Origin of the sequence: Thauera sp. (assembly GCF_034003485.1) — a bacterium.
Taxonomy (GTDB): domain Bacteria; phylum Pseudomonadota; class Gammaproteobacteria; order Burkholderiales; family Rhodocyclaceae; genus Thauera.
In genome coordinates, this window is sequence record NZ_JAVEYL010000002.1 from 21,062 (window position 1) to 37,130 (window position 16,069).

At 69.7% G+C, this 16,069-nt stretch carries 11 protein-coding genes; 6 read left to right on the top strand and 5 right to left on the bottom strand.

The features are described from left to right. Positions 1–176: 176 nt before the first annotated feature. On the top strand, positions 177–2,888 hold the full coding sequence (locus RBT54_RS01310; protein ID WP_320363639.1) for a molybdopterin-dependent oxidoreductase: 2,712 nt from the start codon (positions 177–179) through the stop codon (positions 2,886–2,888). Between the two features lie 351 nt (positions 2,889–3,239). Here RBT54_RS01310 and RBT54_RS01315 read toward each other — a convergent pair whose 3' ends face one another. Genes RBT54_RS01315 through RBT54_RS01330 form a run of 4 tightly spaced genes read right to left on the bottom strand, consistent with a single transcriptional unit; the run spans position 3,240 to position 10,246 of the window. Next, positions 3,240–5,189, bottom strand: a complete 1,950-nt coding sequence (locus tag RBT54_RS01315) for a PHA/PHB synthase family protein (protein WP_320363339.1) — start codon at positions 5,187–5,189, stop codon at positions 3,240–3,242. A gap of 31 nt (positions 5,190–5,220) precedes the next feature. After that, the gene (locus RBT54_RS01320) at positions 5,221–6,384 is read right to left on the bottom strand and encodes an ABC transporter permease (RefSeq protein ID WP_320363341.1); all 1,164 of its coding nucleotides are present in this window, start codon (positions 6,382–6,384) and stop codon (positions 5,221–5,223) included. Between the two features lie 20 nt (positions 6,385–6,404). After that, the gene (rbbA, locus tag RBT54_RS01325; RefSeq protein ID WP_320363344.1) at positions 6,405–9,182 is read right to left on the bottom strand and encodes a ribosome-associated ATPase/putative transporter RbbA; all 2,778 of its coding nucleotides are present in this window, start codon (positions 9,180–9,182) and stop codon (positions 6,405–6,407) included. Beyond that, positions 9,179–10,246, bottom strand: coding sequence for an HlyD family secretion protein (locus tag RBT54_RS01330; RefSeq protein ID WP_320363346.1), 1,068 nt, complete (start codon positions 10,244–10,246; stop codon positions 9,179–9,181). The genes rbbA and RBT54_RS01330 overlap by 4 nt, the downstream gene beginning before the upstream one ends. Before the next feature lie 332 nt (positions 10,247–10,578). On the opposite strand from RBT54_RS01330, the gene RBT54_RS01335 reads away from it, so the two are divergent. Genes RBT54_RS01335 through RBT54_RS01355 form a run of 5 tightly spaced genes read left to right on the top strand, consistent with a single transcriptional unit; the run spans position 10,579 to position 14,978 of the window. Then, complete coding sequence (locus RBT54_RS01335; RefSeq protein WP_413788413.1) at positions 10,579–11,757, top strand: MlaE family lipid ABC transporter permease subunit; 1,179 nt, start codon at positions 10,579–10,581, stop codon at positions 11,755–11,757. Between the two features lie 16 nt (positions 11,758–11,773). Next, entirely contained in the window at positions 11,774–12,583 is an 810-nt protein-coding gene (locus RBT54_RS01340) for an ABC transporter ATP-binding protein (protein WP_320363350.1), read from the top strand. Position 12,584: 1 nt separating this feature from the next. Continuing rightward, positions 12,585–13,526 (top strand): MlaD family protein, encoded by a 942-nt coding sequence (locus tag RBT54_RS01345; RefSeq protein WP_320363352.1) that lies wholly within the window; start codon positions 12,585–12,587, stop codon positions 13,524–13,526. 56 nt (positions 13,527–13,582) lie between these two features. Beyond that, on the top strand, positions 13,583–14,194 hold the full coding sequence (locus RBT54_RS01350) for an ABC-type transport auxiliary lipoprotein family protein (RefSeq protein WP_320363641.1): 612 nt from the start codon (positions 13,583–13,585) through the stop codon (positions 14,192–14,194). Positions 14,195–14,228: 34 nt separating this feature from the next. Continuing rightward, positions 14,229–14,978: an MBL fold metallo-hydrolase gene (locus RBT54_RS01355; RefSeq protein WP_320363354.1), complete on the top strand. Its 750-nt coding sequence runs from the start codon at positions 14,229–14,231 to the stop codon at positions 14,976–14,978. Between the two features lie 38 nt (positions 14,979–15,016). Here the strand turns inward: RBT54_RS01355 and RBT54_RS01360 are convergent, their stop codons facing one another. Then, positions 15,017–15,907 (bottom strand): ADP-polyphosphate phosphotransferase, encoded by an 891-nt coding sequence (locus tag RBT54_RS01360; protein ID WP_320363356.1) that lies wholly within the window; start codon positions 15,905–15,907, stop codon positions 15,017–15,019. Positions 15,908–16,069: the final 162 nt, after the last annotated feature.

The window sequence follows — 16,069 nt, forward strand, 5'->3', positions numbered from 1 at the left end:
CCGCCAATGCCGGCGGGTTGTCGGGCAACGGAGTCACGCGCTGGAAATTCCCGCACCCACGGTGCGTACGACGCACGACTCTGGAGTCCGAGATGGACAAGAAATCCTTCCTGCAGGCCGGCCACACGCCGACGGCTGATCGCCGCCTTCTGCTATTCGAGATTGCGGAGACCCTGATGGAAACCAAGGCCACCTGTCCCTACTGCGGCGTCGGTTGCGGCGTGCTGATCGAGCACGACGGCGCGCGCATCACCGGCGTGCGCGGCGATCCCGCGCACCCGGCCAACTTCGGCCGCCTGTGCACCAAGGGCGCCACGCTGCACCTGAGCGCGCGGCCCGAGACCCGGCTGCTCTACCCCGAATTGCGCCGCGCGCGCGGCGATCCGCGCCAGCGCGTGGGCTGGGACGTGGCGATCGGCGCCGCCGCGCAGCGCTTTGCCGAAGCAATCGCGACGCACGGGCCGGACTCGGTGGCCTTCTACATCTCCGGCCAGTTGCTGACCGAGGACTACTACGTCTTCAACAAGGCGATGAAGGGCCTGATCGGCAGCAACAACGTCGACACCAACTCGCGCCTGTGCATGTCGAGCGCGGTCGCCGCCTACAAGCAGACCCTGGGCGCGGATGCGCCGCCCTGCGCCTACGAGGACTTCGACCACACCGACTGCCTGCTGATCGCCGGCGCCAATCCGGCCTATGCGCACCCGGTGGCCTTCCGCCGCATCGAGGATGCACGCAAGGCGCGGCCGGACATGAAGCTGATCGTGGTCGATCCGCGCCGCACCGACACCGCCGCGACGGCCGACCTGCACCTGGCGCTGCTGCCCGGCACCGACATCTGGCTGTACAACGCGATGCTGCACGTGCTGGTGCGCGAAGGCCTGGTCGACACGGCCTTCATCGCCGCCCACACCGAGGGCTTCGACGCGCTGCGCGCGCATGTCGAGGCGGTGACGCCGACCGTGGCCGCCGAGAAGTGCGGCCTCGACGCGGCGGCCATCGTCACCGCCGCGCGCTGGTGGGGGCGGGCGCCGGCGGCGATGTCGCTGTGGTGCCAGGGCCTGAACCAGTCGACGCACGGCACGCACAACGGCGCCGCGCTGATCGCGCTGTCGCTCGCCAGCGGCAAGATCGGCCGCGCCGGCTGCGGCCCGTTCTCGATGACCGGCCAGCCCAACGCCATGGGCGGGCGCGAAGTCGGCGGGCTGGCCAACCTGCTGTCTGCCCACCGCGACCTCGCCGACCCCGTCCACCGCGCCGAGGTGGCGCGCCTGTGGGGCGTGGACAGCGTGCCGGAGCAGCCCGGCCTGACCGCGGTCGAGCTCTTCCGCGCCGCGGCCGAGGGCCGCATCAAGGCCTTGTGGATCGCGTGCACCAACCCGGCGCAGTCGCTGCCGGAACAGGCCCTGGTGCGCGAGGCCCTGCAGCGCTGCGACTTCGTCGTGCTGCAGGAAGCCTTTCGCAGCACCGAGACCGCGCCCTTCGCCGACCTGATGCTGCCGGCCGCGACCTGGGGCGAGAAGGAGGGCACGGTGACCAACTCGGAGCGCCGCATCACCCATGTGCGCCACGCGCTGCCGCCGCCGGGCGAGGCGCGCGCGGACTGGCGCATCGTGTGCGACTTCGCGCAGGCGCTCAGCTCCCTGATCGGCAAGCCGCAGGCGGCGGCGCTGTTCGCCTATGACGAGGTGGAGGAGATCTTCGCCGAGCATGTGGCCACCACCGCGGGGCGTGATCTCGACATCACCGGGCTCGACTACGCCGTGCTCGACGCCGCCGGGCCGCAGCAGTGGCCGTTTCCGGCGGGGATGGCGGTCGCCGATGCGGCGCGGCGCACGCGGCTGTATGCCGATGGCCGCTTTCCTACGTCCAGCGGACGTGCGCGCTTCGTGGTGCCAGCGGGCGAGACCACGGCAGAGCGGGCCGATGCGCGCTATCCGATCGCGCTCACCAGCGGGCGGCTGCGGGACCAGTGGCACGGCATGAGCCGCACCGGCAAGGTCGCGCGACTGTACAGCCATGTGGACGAGGCGCGCATCGAGCTGCACCCGGCCGACCTGCGCATGTTCGAGGTGCAGGCTGGCGAGCTGGTGCGGGTGACGAGCCGACGCGGCGAGATCGTGCTGCGCGCGCTGGCCTCGGACGAGGTGCGCCGCGGCCAGGCCTTCGTCGCCATGCACTGGGGGCGCAACGTACTCAATTCGGCCGGCGTCAACGAGCTGATCGCGGGCGACTTCGATCCGTTCTCGAAACAGCCCGAGCTCAAGCATGCCGCGGTGCGCATCGAGAAGGTGGCGTTGCCCTTCGAGTTGCTGCTGATGCGGGTCGAGAGCGCGGACCGTGCCGCCACCGAACTCGCCGAGGCGCTGGTGCCCTGGCTGGAGCGCTTCGCCTACGCTTCGCTCGCGCTCGCCGGCCGCGACGAAGCTGCGGTGGTGATGCGGGTGGCGCACGACCAGCCGATCCCATCCGCCTGGCTGGACGAGCTCGACACGCTGGTCGGGCTGGATGGGGATGCAGCGCTGACGTATTCGGACGCCCGGCGCGGCGTCAGCAAGCGTGCGCTGATCGCCGATGAGCGCCTGGTCGGACTGCGCCTGTGCGGCGAGACCGTTGCCGGCGCGTGGTTGCGCGAGTTGATGGTGGGGCGCCGGTCAACAACCGAGCTGCGACGCTGGCTGCTGGCGCCACTGGCCGCGCCGCCCGAGGGCGCAGGCGGGCGGGGGCGGATCGTGTGCAATTGCCTCGACGTGGCCGAGTCGGACATCCGGGCCGCGATTGCGGGCGGAGAAGGATTTGCTGCAATGCAGCAGAGGCTGAAGTGCGGTACGTCCTGCGGCTCGTGCGTGCCGGAGATTCGCCGTCTGATCATCGCCGAGGGCGCCTGACAAGGTACGAATTCACGACAGAGCGCCGATCGGACGCCAAAAAGAAAAAAGCCCGGAGGTCTTTCGACTTCCGGGCCAAATCCACACCAAAGGAGGAGGGTGGAGGAGACAGTTCAGATACTAGCCGTGTTTTTTGTGCGACGCAACAAATTATAATTTTTCGACTATAAAGCCGCTTGATCCTTCGCCCGGTGTTCTCCGCAGCGTAAGCATCGTTGTGATGGCTTGGCTGTGGCCGCTTTTCTGTGGGCGCTGGCCCGTGGGAGCGGGCTTGCCCGCGAACGCAGCGGTTGGGCCAGCGCAATTCGCGGGCAAGCCCGCTCCCACGGGCCGGCGCCGCTGACCATCTCTCTATTTCTCGTGCACGTAGCGCCCGGGCGCATCCTCCAGCGCGGGATAGCCGCGCTCGGGCGCACCGAGCGTGGGCGGCTCGGACGGGGTGCCCGAACGTGCGGCGAGCCAGGCAGTCCAGGCCGGCCACCACGAACCCTCGTGCTGCGGGCTGCGGCGCACCCAGTCTTCGGGCGGCATGTAGTTCTCCCCGGTGGGTCGGGTGCGGATCTGGTACTCCCGGCGCGGGTGGCCCGGCTCGCTGACGATGCCGGCGTTGTGACCGCCGCTGGTGAGCACGAAGGTGATCTCGGTCGGGGTCAAGTAGTGCAGCTTATACACCGAGCGCCACGGCGCGACGTGGTCGGTCTGGGTGGCCACGCAGAACACCGGCACGTCGATGTCCGACAGCGACACCGGCTTGCCGCCCACCGGGTAGCGGCCCTCGCTGAGATCGTCGTTGAGGAACAGACGGCGCAGATACTGGCTGTGCATGCGCGCGGGCATGCGCGTGGCGTCGGCGTTCCAGGCCATCAGGTCCCTCATCGGCGCGCGCTCGCCCATCAGGTACTCGCCGACGATGCGCGACCACAGCAGGTCGTTCGAGCGCAGGATCTGGAACGCGCCCGACATCTGGCCGGCGGTCAGGAAGCCGGTCTCGGCCATCTGCGCCTCGAGCAGGCTGACCTCGCTCTCGTCGATGAACAGCGCCAGCTCGCCCGGCTCGGTGAAGTCGGTCTGCGCGGTGAACAGCGTCATCGTCGCCAGGCGCTCGTCGCCGTCGCGCTCCATCGCCGCGGCGGCGATCGCGAGCAGGGTGCCGCCGAGGCAGTAGCCGGTGGCGTGCACGCTCTGCTCGGGGACGATGGTGTTGATCGCCTCGAGCGCGGCATGGAAGCCGAGCTCGAGGTAGTCGTCCATGTCGAGGTCGCGCTCCTCGATACTCGGGTTTTTCCACGAGATGCAGAACACGGTGTGGCCCTGGTCCACCAGGTACTTGATCAGCGAGTTGTGCGGCGACAGGTCGAGGATGTAGTACTTCATGATCCACGCCGGCACGATCAGCACCGGTTCGGGATGCACGGTGGCGGTGGTCGGGGCGTACTGGATGAGCTCGATCAGGCTGTTGCGGAACACGACCTGGCCGGGCGTGACCGCCACATCGCGGCCGACGACGAAGTTCTCGGCACCCGCGGGCGGCGCGCCGGTGAGTGCGCGCCCGAGATCCTCGACCGCATGGGTCGCGCCCTGGACGAGGTTGGTGCCGCCGCTCGTCAGCGTCTGGCGCAGCACCACCGGGTTGGTCGGCAGGAAGTTGCCCGGCGAGAACATGTCGAGCAACTGGCGCGCGGTGAAGGCGACGACCTGCTCGTGATGGTGCGAAACGCCGGCCACGCCATGGGTGGCGGCATCCCACCATTCCTGGGTGAGCAGGAAGGACTGGTGCATGAGGTTGAAAGGCCACTGGTGCCACTCCGGCGCCTTGAAGCGGCGGTCCTGCGCGGGTGGCTCGATGCATTCGTGCGCGGGCGAGCCCGGGGGCGAGGTGGCGATGGCCTGCGCGTAGCGCAGCAGGCGGCGGCTCTGCTCGAGCCCGAAGTCGGCGAGTTCCATGCGCTTGCCCGGCGACATGGCGAGGTGGCCGGCCCAGTCCACGGTGGCGAGCAGCAGCGCGATCGGCGACACCGACGACGTGGCGCGTGCGATCGCGGCATGCACGCGGCGGTCGAGCGCGTTGCGTTCGGGCGGCGGCGCGAAGGGGGTCGCCGGCCCGCGCCACGCGGTAGGCGGGCGGGCAGGGGACCGATGAGCGGACGAGGCCGGGGCCGCAGGCGCTGCGCCAGCCGTCGAGGGCACGACCGCAGCACTGGCGGCGGCCTTGCGTGGCCTTGCGGTCCGGGGGGTAGCGGCCTTGCGGCGCGGGGTTTTGGGCGGGGTCTCTGGTTTTGCGTTCGTTTCCGGCGTGCTCATCTTGTCCTCCATTTTCCGGCCGGGGCCGGATTCAATTCTGCATCGTGCCGATTGCATGGCGAAGGCGGCGGTGCGCGAGGGTGAGGAACACCGCGCCGATCGCCGCCACCATCAGGAATTCCGGCCACACCACCTCGATCCCCGCACCGCGGAACAGGATGGACTGCGCGAGCGACACATAGTGCGTGGTGGGCGCGAGCGACATCAGGGTCTGGATCGTCTCCGGCATGCTCTCGCGCGGGGTGACGCCGCCGGACAGGATCTGCAGCGGCAGCAGCACGAGGATCGACATCAGCCCGAACTGCGGCATGTTGCGCGCGACCGTGCCCATGTAGATGCCGATCGAGGCCGCGGCGAACAGGTAGAGCAGCGTGCCGAGCCCGAACAGCGCCGCCGAGCCCGCCACGCTGATGCCGAGCAAGCCCTTCACCACCACCTGCAGCGAGAACGAGGACGCCACCAGCACCACCACGCCCATCGACCAGATCTTCGACAGCATGATTTCGAGCGGCGTGACCGGCATCACCAGCAGGTGTTCGATGGTGCCGTGCTCGCGCTCGCGGATCAGCGCGGCGCCGGTGAGCAGGATGCCGAGCATGGTGACGTTGTTGATCAGCGCGTTGATCGCGGCGAACCAGGAGGCGTTGAGGTTGGGGTTGAACATCGCGCGTGGCACCAGCTCCACGGGCTGCGGGGCGGGGGCACGGACGCGCTGCACGAAGGCGCGGATCTCGTCGGCGAGGATCGCCTGGATGTAGCCGGCGCCGGTCTGCGCCTGGCTCTGGCGGGTGGCGTCGACATTGAGCTGCAGCGCCGGGCTGCGGCCGGCGAGCACGTCGCGCTGGAAGCCGGGCGGGATGTCGAGCACGAAGGTGTGGCGGCCGGCGTCCATGCCGCGGTCCATGTCGGCCAGCCCGACCTGTTCCGGGGTGATGAACTGCGGCGGCTGCAGCGCGGCCACCATGCGCGTGGAGAGCTGCGAGCGGTCCTCGTCGACGACGGCGATCGAGGCGCGGTTCAGGCTCTCGGGCTTGGCGCGGGCGTCGGCGTAGATCGACACGCTGAACATGAACGCGATCAGGAACAACAGCGCCATGTCGCGCGCCAGGCTGTGGAACTCCTTGATGCCGAGGTGCCAGGTGTTGCGCACGTGGGTCGAGCGTCGGGGTTGGGGCAGGGTCGGGGTCCGTTCCATGATCTGGGTGTGCTCCGCGCTCATTTCGCCTGCTTCTTCAACAGCAGCACCGCCAGCACGGTCAGCACCGGGATCGCCGCCGCCAGCGGCAGGAAGGACCCACCGAGCTCGGCGAAGCCGAGCGCCTTGGAAAACGTGCCGCTGGAGATGGTGAGGAAGTGCGTGGTCGGGTAGATCGCGCCGATCAGCGCGCCGCCGCCCTCGAGCGAGGACACCGGGTCCATCAGCCCGGAGAACTGGATCGCCGGCAGCAGGGTGCCGATCGAGGTGCCGGCGAGCGCGGCCACCTGGCTGCTGGTCATGGTGGACGCGAGCAGGCCCAGGCCGGTGGTGGCGGTGACGTAGAGCAGGGCGCCGCAGGCCAGCGCCACGAAGCTGCCCTTGAACGGCACCTGGAACAGCGTGACCGCAAAGATGAACAGCAGCACGAAGTTGAACATCGACAGCGCGATGTAGGGCAACTGCTTGCCGACCAGGAATTCGAAGCGCGTCACCGGCGTGGTGTACAGGTTGAGGATGGAGCCGAGCTCCTTCTCGCGCACCACGCCGAGCGCGGTCAGCATCGACGGGATGAACACCAGCAGCAGCGGGATCACCATCGGCACCATCGCCACCAGGCTGCGCAGCTCGGGGTTGTAGCGGTAGCGCACCTCGATGGTGGCGGGCGCGGCGGCGGCGGCGCCCGATTCGGCGACCGCGTCGGCCAGCGTCTGCGCGTGCACGCCGCTCACGTAGGCGCGCGCGAGCTCGGCGCGCAGCGGCATCGAGCCGTCGAGCCAGACCGCGATCTGCGGCGCCTTGCCGCGCGCGAGGTCGCGGCCGAAGCCGGGCGGAATCTCGATCGCCATCGTCAGCCGGCCGCTGCGCATGCGTTGGTCGAGCTCGGCGTGGCTTTCGAGCGCGGGGCGTTCGGTGAAATAGCGCGAGCCGGCGATGCGCAGCGTGTAGCGCTGGCTGGCGACGCTGCGGTCGTGGTCGAGCACCGCGAAGCTGAGGTTCTCGACGTCCATGTTGATGCCGTAGCCCATGACCAGCATCAGCACCAGCGTGCCGATCAGCGCGAGCGTGAGCCGCACCGGGTCGCGGCGCAGCTCGATCGCTTCGCGTGCCGACAGGCTGAGCAGGCGGGCGAGGCTGAAGCCGGCGGGGCGGGTGCGGCGGGTGTGGCTCAGGGTCGCAGCCGAGTCAGCGGCCGGATGCTGTGCCGCTGGCGCTGGCGCTGGCGTTGCGCCGGCCGGCTGCTCAGCATCGATCGCGTCCTGCAGCCAGGCGACGAAGGCGTCCTCCAGGCTGGTGGCGCCGCGGGCCTCGACCAGCGCCGCCGGGGTGTCGCTGGCGAGGATGCGTCCGGCGTGCATCAGCGAGATGCGGTCGCAGCGCTGGGCCTCGTTCATGAAGTGGGTGGTGATGAAGATGGTGACGCCGTCCTTGCGCGACAGATCGACGATCAGCGCCCAGAAATGGTCGCGCGCAACCGGGTCCACGCCCGAGGTGGGCTCGTCGAGGATCAGCACGTCGGGCCGGTGCAGCACCGCCACCGCGAGCTGCAGGCGCTGGCGGATGCCGAGCGGCAGCGCGTCGGGCTGCACGTCCATCACCGGGTCGAGGTCGAAGCGGCGGGCGAGCTCGGCGATGCGCGATTCGGCCTCGGCGTCGGCGAGATCGAACAGGCGCGCGTGCAGGTCGAGGTTCTGGCGCACCGAGAGCTCGCCGTACAGCGAGAACGCCTGCGACATGTAGCCCACGCGCCGGCGCGTCTCCAGGTTCCTGGCGTCGAGCTTGCTGCCGAGCAGCAGCGCCTCGCCGGCGCTCGGTTCGAGCAGGCCGGTGAGCATCTTCATCGTGGTCGACTTGCCACAGCCGTTGGAGCCGAGAAAGCCGAAGATCTCGCCGCGCCGCACCGCCAGGTTGACGTCATCGACCGCGACGAAGTCGCCGAAGCGCATCTGCAGGCCGCGCGCCTCGATCACGATCTCGCCCGCCGTGTGCGGCGGAATCTCGAGGCGGTGGTGGTCCTGGCGGCGGGCCTCGGGCAGCAGGGCGATGAAGGCCTCTTCGAGCGTGTCGGCGCCGCCGGCGGCGCGCAGTTCGTCCGGCGTGCCGGTGGCGAGCACGCGGCCGGCGTCCACCGCCACCAGCCAGTCGTAGGCTTCGGCCTCTTCCATATAGGCGGTGGCGATCAGCACGCTCATGCCCGGGCGGGCGGCGCGGATGCGCGCGATGAGTTCCCAGAACTGCCGGCGCGACAGCGGATCGACACCGGTGGTGGGCTCGTCGAGGATCAGGAGGTCGGGGTCGTGGATCAGCGCGCAGCACAGGCCGAGCTTCTGCTTCATGCCGCCGGAGAGCTTGTTGGCCTGGCGGTCGGCGAAGGCCGTCATGCCGGTGGCGGCGAGCAGGTCGGCGATGCGACGTGCGCGCTCGGCCTGCGCCTGGCCGAACAGGCGGCCGAAGAAGTCGATGTTCTCGAATACCGACAGCGTGGGGTAGAGGTTCTTGCCCAGGCCCTGCGGCATGTAGGCGATGCGCGGGCACACCTGGGCGCGGTGGCGGCCATCGGCCATGTCGCCGCCCAGCACTTCGACCGTGCCGTGCTGGATCTTGCGCGCGCCGGCGATCAGGCCGAGCCAGGTCGATTTGCCCACGCCGTCCGGGCCGATGAAGCCGACCATGCGCCCGGCGGGAATGTCGAGGCTGACGCCGTCGGCGGCGAGGGTGTCGCCGTACTGGTGGCGCACGTCGGCGAGGCGCACCACCGCCGGCGCACCGGGGACGGTGACGCCGCGCTGCACACTCACGGCAGCCTCACCTGCAGCTCGGCGGGCCAGTCACGCTCGGCATTCAGGCGCACATGGGCGATGCCGGGAAGGCCGGTCTTGACCTGTTCGGGGTACTTCGCCAGCAGCTCGGGGTCGATGCGCGCCTTGACGCGGAACACCATCTTCTGGCGCTCGCTCTGGGTCTCGACGGTCTTGGGCGTGAACTGGGCGACGCTGGCGACGTAGGACACCCTGGCCGGGATCACGAAGGCCTGCGCGGCGTCGAGCACGATGCGCACCTCGGTGCCGAGCGCGACGCGGCCGGCGGCCATCTCGGGCAGGAAGAAGGTCATGTACACGTCGCCGACGTCGACCAGGCTCACCACCTTGCCGCCGCCCCCGACCACCTCGCCCGGCTGCACCACGCGGTATTGCACGCGGCCGCTGCGCGGGGCGCGCAGCTCGCCGTCGGCGATCTCGGTGGCGATGCGCGCGACCACCGCCTCGGTGGCGCCGATCGCGGCTTCGGCCTGCTGCACCTGCGCCTCGGCGGCGCGCACGCCGGCGCGGGCGGCGGCGATCTGGGCCTGGGCGACGGTGATGTTGGCTTCGGCGCTACGCGCACGGGCGGCATCGTCCTCGACCTTCTGCGCGGACGTGGCGCGGTCGGCGAGTAGCGCCCGCGAACGCGCCACGGTGCTGCGCGCGACGTCGACGTCGGCACGGCGCTGGACCAGCACCGCCTCTGCCATCGCCACGTCGGCCTGGCGCTGCGCAACCAGGGCGCGGGCCGTCTCGCGCGCGCTGATCGCGTTGGCCACCTCGGCGCGCGCCTGGGCGAGCTGGGCCTGCAGGCCCCTGACGTCCATGCGCGCGACCACGTCGGCCTGGGCCACGAAGTCGCCTTCGTTTACCAGGATCTCGTCCACCCGACCCGGCGCCTTGGCGGCGACGTCGACCTCGGTGGCCTCGATGCGGCCGTTGCCGCGCACGAAGCTGCCGTCGTCCGGGGCGGGGCGCAGGAACTGCCATGCCCCCGCCGCCGCAATGACGGCCACGCCGGCCCCGATCCAGGCGAGCCGGCTGCGCTGTACTGTGTTCATGGAAATCACCTTGAGATCATGGCGGCTGCGTCACGACGCGTGCTTGTTGCCGCGGGGTCGGCGGGCGCCGTCAAGCATGGGGCATGAAGCCTGGAGATATCCGTGCTTGATGCAGGATGGGGCAATTGTGCACCCGTTGGCGGCGTGGCACCAAGCCGAGGCGCTCGCACGAGTCCGATGCGCCGACCGCGAAGCGGTGGCGGACGCACGATTCGCAGGCCGGCCCGCGTCCACGGCGCGCCTGCGTGCTCCATGCGATCGCCCTGTCCATCGGGCCCGTGTGCAATCGCTGTTGTACCATCGCCCCTTGCCCACATTGGTCCTTGTAGCAGATGCCACGAAGTCCCGAACCTGGAGACCGTTCTTTGCCCGCGCCCGGCCCGGGTGAGGCCGAGCTCGTCGCGGCCGAGGGCGGCGCGCGACTGTCGGTACGGGGTGAGTGGACGCTCGCGCACCACGCCGCTCTGGCTGAGCACGTCCGCGCGTTGAGCGCGCAGGTCGGGGCGGCGCAGGTCGCGACGGTGGATGTCGAGGGCCTGGCAGCGCTCGACACCGCCGGTGCGCGCCTGCTGCACACGTTACTCGGCGCCGAGCGCGTTGGCGCGCTGCTTGCCGACGAGACGGCCCTGCCGCGCGAGCGGCGTGCGCTGCTGAAGGCGGTGGCCGATGCGCTTGCCGATCCCGTCACGCCTGCTGCCCCCGCCGGCTATGCGCTCGGTGACGTGCTCGCCCACATTGGCCAGACCATGGTGGTGTTCCGGCGCCACCTCGCCGGCCTCACCGGCTTCGTCGGCCTGATCCTGGAGACCGCAGTGCGCGTGGCGGTGCAGCCGCGACGCTGGCGCATGACATCCCTGGTCGCCAACCTCGAGCGCACCGGGTTCGACGCGGTGCCGATCATCGCGCTGCTGACCTTCCTGGTGGGCGCGGTGGTCGCCTTCCTCGGCGCTACCGTGCTCGCCAATTTCGGCGCGAGCATCTTCACCGTCGACCTGGTGGCCTACTCCTTCCTGCGCGAGTTCGGCGTGCTGCTGGCCGCAATCATCGTCGCTGGTCGTACTGCGAGTTCCTTCACGGCGCAGATCGGCTCGATGCGCGCCAACGAGGAGATCGACGCGATCCGCGTGCTCGGGCTCGATCCGATAGAGCTGCTGGTGCTGCCGCGCGTCTATGCGCTGCTGATCGCGCTGCCGATGCTGACCTTCGTGGCCATGGTGTCGGGTATCGTCGGCGGCATGGTGGTGTCGGCGACGACGCTCGACATCTCGCCGGCGCTGTTCCTGTCGCGGATCCAGGATAACGTCGCCCTCATCCACTTTTACGTGGGGATGGCCAAGGCGCCGGTATTTGCCTTCCTGATCGCCGTGATCGGCTGCCTGGAGGGCTTCCGCGTGGAGGGCAGCGCGCAGTCGGTGGGCGAGCACACCACCTCGGCCGTGGTGCAGTCGATCTTCGTCGTGATCGTGGTCGACGCGATCGCCGCGCTGTTCTGCATGGAGATGGGCTGGTGAGGCAGGAGGCGCCATCGTGAACAACACTGACAACGTCATCGAGGTGCGCGGTGTGCGCAACCAGTTCGGCGCCCAGGTGGTGCACGAGGCGCTCGACCTCGACGTGCGTCGCGGCGAGATCCTCAGCGTGGTGGGCGGCTCGGGCACCGGCAAGTCGGTGCTGCTGCGCACCATCGTCGGCCTCAACCGGCCGCGCGCGGGCAGCGTGCTCGTGTTCGGCGAAGACCTGCTGAGCCTGCCGGATGCGCGCCGCAAGGCGGTCGAGCGCCGCTTCGGCGTGCTGTTCCAGAAGGGCGCGCTGTTCTCGTCGCTGACCGTGGCCGAGAACGTTGCGCTCCCGCTGATCGAGCACGCCGGGCTGTCGCGGCGCGAGGCGGGCAAGCTCGCCGCGCTCAAGATCGCGCTCGCCGGGCTGCCGGCGATCGCCGGCGACAAGTTTCCGTCGGACCTGTCGGGCGGCATGGTCAAGCGCGCTGCGCTGGCGCGTGCGCTCGCGCTCGACCCCGACATCCTGTTCCTCGACGAGCCCACTGCCGGGCTCGACCCGATCGGCGCCGCGGCCTTCGATCAACTCATCCTGACCCTGCGCGATGCGCTCGGCCTCACGGTGTTCATCGTCACCCACGACCTCGACACCATCTACACCATCACCGACCGTGTCGCCGTGCTGGCGCAGAAGAAGGTGCTGGTCAATGCCGGCCTGGACGAGGTCGCCGCCACCGACGACGCCTGGATCCGCGAATATTTCCACGGCCCGCGCGGCCGTGCCGCCGCCACCGCGGTGGCGGCGGCACGGGCGGTGCCTGCAGCAACGGAGAACCCCTGATATGGAAACCCGCGCCCATCACGTACTGATCGGCCTTTTCACCGTCGTTGTCGTCGGCGCCGCGCTGATGCTCGCGCTGTGGCTCGGCAAGAGCGACGCCGACCGCCAGTTCGACGTCTACGACATCGTCTTCCAGGAGGCGGTGTCCGGCCTCTCCAAGGGCGGCACGGTGGAATTCAACGGCATCAAGATCGGCGATGTCGTCAGCCTGCGGCTGGACCCGAGCGATGCGCACCGGGTGATCGCGCGCGTGCGCGTCGACAGTGCCGCGCCGGTGCGCAGCGACACACGCGCGCGGCTGGTGCCAGCCGGCATCACCGGGCTGAGCATGATCCGCCTCACCAGCGGTGACGATCCGAACAGCTCCGCGCTTGTTACTGCCGATGGCAGCGTGCCGCAGATCGTTGCCGCGCCGTCGCCGTTGAGCCGCCTGCTCGCCGATGGCGAGGATGCGATCACCAACGTCAACGATCTGATGGTGCAGGCGCGCGCGCTGTTCTCGCGCGACAACGTCGCCAGCATCGGCCGCACGCTGGACAACCTCGAGCAGGCCACCGCCGCGCTCGCCGCACAGCGCGAAGACCTCGGCACCGCGCTGCGGCAGATCACCCAGGCCAGCCGCGACGCCAGCGGCACCCTTGCCGAGGCGACCCGCGTGCTCGGCACCACCAACCGTCTGGTGGGCGTGCAGGGTACGCAGACGCTGGACAGCGCGCGCGATGCGATGCAGGCCTTCGAGCGCGCGATGGGCACGGTCGAGGGCCTGCTCGCCGACAACCGCGAGCCGCTCAATGCCGGCATGCGCGGGCTGGCCGAGATCGGCCCCGCGGTCGCCGAACTGCGCAGCACGCTCACCTCGCTGCGCGCGATCACCCGCCAGCTCGAGGACCGCCCCGCCGACTACCTGCTCGGCCTCGAACCGACCAAGGAGTTCACGCCATGAAGACGCTGCAATCCGTCCCGCAACCGCGCAGCGGCAACGAAGTGGCGGGGCTTTCAATGAAGGGTGCATCAGGCTGGGTGGTGCTTGGCGCCACCGTGCTGCTGCAGGCCTGCACGATCCTGCCCAAGGCCGAGCCGCTCGACGTCTATCTGCTGCCGGCCACCACCCCTGCATCCGCCTCTGCCATCCAGGCGGCGCCGTGGTCGCTGCGCATCGCGCGCCCGGGCGCGGGTGTGCATCTGTCGGGTCAGCGCATCGTCGTCGTGCCCGAGGACAACCGCGTGAGCGTCTACAAGGGCGCGGGCTGGAGCGACCCGGCGCCAGTCCTGGTGCGCAACCGCCTGCTCGACGCCTTCCGTGCTGACGGCCGGATTGCCGCGCTGAGCAGCGACGACAAGCAGTTGCAGGCCGACTTCGAGCTCGACAGCGACCTGCGTGCATTCCAGAGCGAATACCGTGACGGTCGCCCCGAGGTCGTGGTGCGCCTCGACGCCCGTCTGGTGCACACCGCTACGCGACGCATCGTTGCCAGCCGCAGCTTCGCGCTGCGCGCGCCCGCGACCGACACGGCCGTGCCCGAGGTGGTGCAGGCCTTCGGCACGGCTGCCGATCGGCTGGCGGCGGAGGTGGTCGAGTGGACGGTTCGCGAGGGCGCTGCGGCAAGGTAAGCTGGGTGTCGCGACCGACAAAGGAGGCCTACGCATGATCTTTCGCCAGCTTTTCGAACCCATCTCCAGCACCTACACCTACCTGATCGGCTGCGAGGATACCGGGCAGGCCGTGCTGATCGATCCGGTGCTGCCGGCCTGGCAGCGCGACCTGGAAGCGCTGCGCCGGCTCGGGCTCACGCTCGCGTACACCGTCGACACCCACATCCACGCCGATCACATCACGGCCGCACGCAAGCTGCGCGAGGAGGTGGGCAGCCGCATCGCACACCCCGCGATCGACGGCCTGCCCTGTGCCGACCTCGGCGTGGAGGAGGGCGTGGCGCTGCAGGTGGGCAGCGTGCGCATCGAGCCGATCTTCACCCCCGGCCACACCGACGGTCACCACGCTTATCGCGTCGGTGACCGCGTGCTCACCGGCGACGCGCTGCTGATCGAGGGCTGCGGCCGCACCGACTTCCAGAACGGCGACGCGCGCGCGCTCTACCACAGCGTGCGCGCCAAGCTGTTCGCGCTGCCCGACGACACGCTGGTGTATCCCGGCCACGACTACAAGGCACGCCGCGTGTCCTCGATCGCTCAGGAAAGGGCGCGCAACCCGCGCCTCGGTGGCGAGCAGAGCCTGGCAGCCTTCGAGAAGCTGATGGCCGAACTCGACCTCGCCTATCCGAAGTTCATCGACTACGCGGTGCCCGGCAACCGCGCCTGCGGCGAATGCCCGGGCGGCATACCCGAGACCTTGCAGGAATACTGCGAACAGATCGGCCACAGCCTGCAGGGCTGAGCCTGGCAGCGGCAACCGCTCCCACAGGGGTGCCGTGATCAGACCTCGCCGGCTTCGAGCTGGCGGCGGATCTCCAGCAGCTTTTCGCGCCGTTGCGGCGTGGTCGGCGGGTAGCGCATGTCGAGCGCGGCCAGGGTGTCGACCAGGATCTGCGACACGATCAGACGGGCGTTCTTCTTGTCGTCGGCCGGCACCACGTACCACGGGCACTCGGGCGTGCTGGTCGCGGCGAGGCAGTCGGCATAGGCGGCCATGTACTTGTCCCAGTGCTGGCGCTGCTCGATGTCGCCCTCGTCGAACTTCCAGTTCTTGTCTTCCTCGTCGATGCGCGCGATCAGGCGCTCGCGCTGCTCGTCCTTCGACAGGTGCAGGAAAATCTTGACGATGCGGGTGCCGTTGCGATGCAGGTGGGCTTCGGAGTCGGTGATCGAGCGGAAGCGGTCGCCCCAGAAATCGTCTGCTTCCAGGGTCTCGTCGGGCAGCTTCTCGCCGCGCAGGATCTCGGGCAGCACGCGCACGATCAGCACCTCCTCGTAGTACGAGCGGTTGAAGATGCCGATGCGCCCGCGCTCGGGCAGCGCGCAATGGGTGCGCCACAGGAAGTCGTGGTCGAGCTCGGTGGCGCTCGGGTGCTTGAAGCTGAACACCTGGCAGCCCTGCGGATTGACACCCGACATGACGTGGCGGATGGCGCCGTCCTTGCCCGCCGCATCCATCGCCTGGAAGATCACCAGCAGCGAATAACGGTCGTGGGCGTAGAGCATCTCCTGCAGTCTGGTCAGGCGCTCGGTGCCGGCCTCGAGCATGTCCTTGTAGGCGTCCTTGGAATCGTAGAAAGGCTTGACCTGCGTCGGCCAGTCGGCAAGATCCAGCTTCTTTCCGCCTTTGACACGGAAGTCGGCGATGTCGATCGGGGTTTGCTTGCTCACGGAGGTCTCCGGAAAAGAGATTCAAGCGCTGCGTCTGGCCATCTTGCCGAGCGTACGGCCTGCACGGCCTTTGACAACACGGCGTGCTTGCGGACGATCGGCATCAGGGGCGGGGAGTGTGCAGCCGCGATGGGGGGCTTGGACAGGAGCATGGTGCCGCGG

Excerpts from the sequence above, each read along its gene's own strand:
- RBT54_RS01350 (WP_320363641.1), top strand. The coding sequence starts at position 13,583 with ATGAAGGGTGCATCAGGCTGGGTGGTGCTTGGCGCCACCGTGCTGCTG.
- RBT54_RS01335 (WP_413788413.1), top strand. The coding sequence starts at position 10,579 with ATGCCACGAAGTCCCGAACCTGGAGACCGTTCTTTGCCCGCGCCCGGC.
- RBT54_RS01345 (WP_320363352.1), top strand. The coding sequence starts at position 12,585 with ATGGAAACCCGCGCCCATCACGTACTGATCGGCCTTTTCACCGTCGTT.
- RBT54_RS01315 (WP_320363339.1), bottom strand. The coding sequence starts at position 5,189 with ATGAGCACGCCGGAAACGAACGCAAAACCAGAGACCCCGCCCAAAACC.
- RBT54_RS01330 (WP_320363346.1), bottom strand. The coding sequence starts at position 10,246 with ATGAACACAGTACAGCGCAGCCGGCTCGCCTGGATCGGGGCCGGCGTG.
- RBT54_RS01355 (WP_320363354.1), top strand. The coding sequence starts at position 14,229 with ATGATCTTTCGCCAGCTTTTCGAACCCATCTCCAGCACCTACACCTAC.
- RBT54_RS01310 (WP_320363639.1), top strand. The coding sequence starts at position 177 with ATGGAAACCAAGGCCACCTGTCCCTACTGCGGCGTCGGTTGCGGCGTG.
- RBT54_RS01320 (WP_320363341.1), bottom strand. The coding sequence starts at position 6,384 with ATGGAACGGACCCCGACCCTGCCCCAACCCCGACGCTCGACCCACGTG.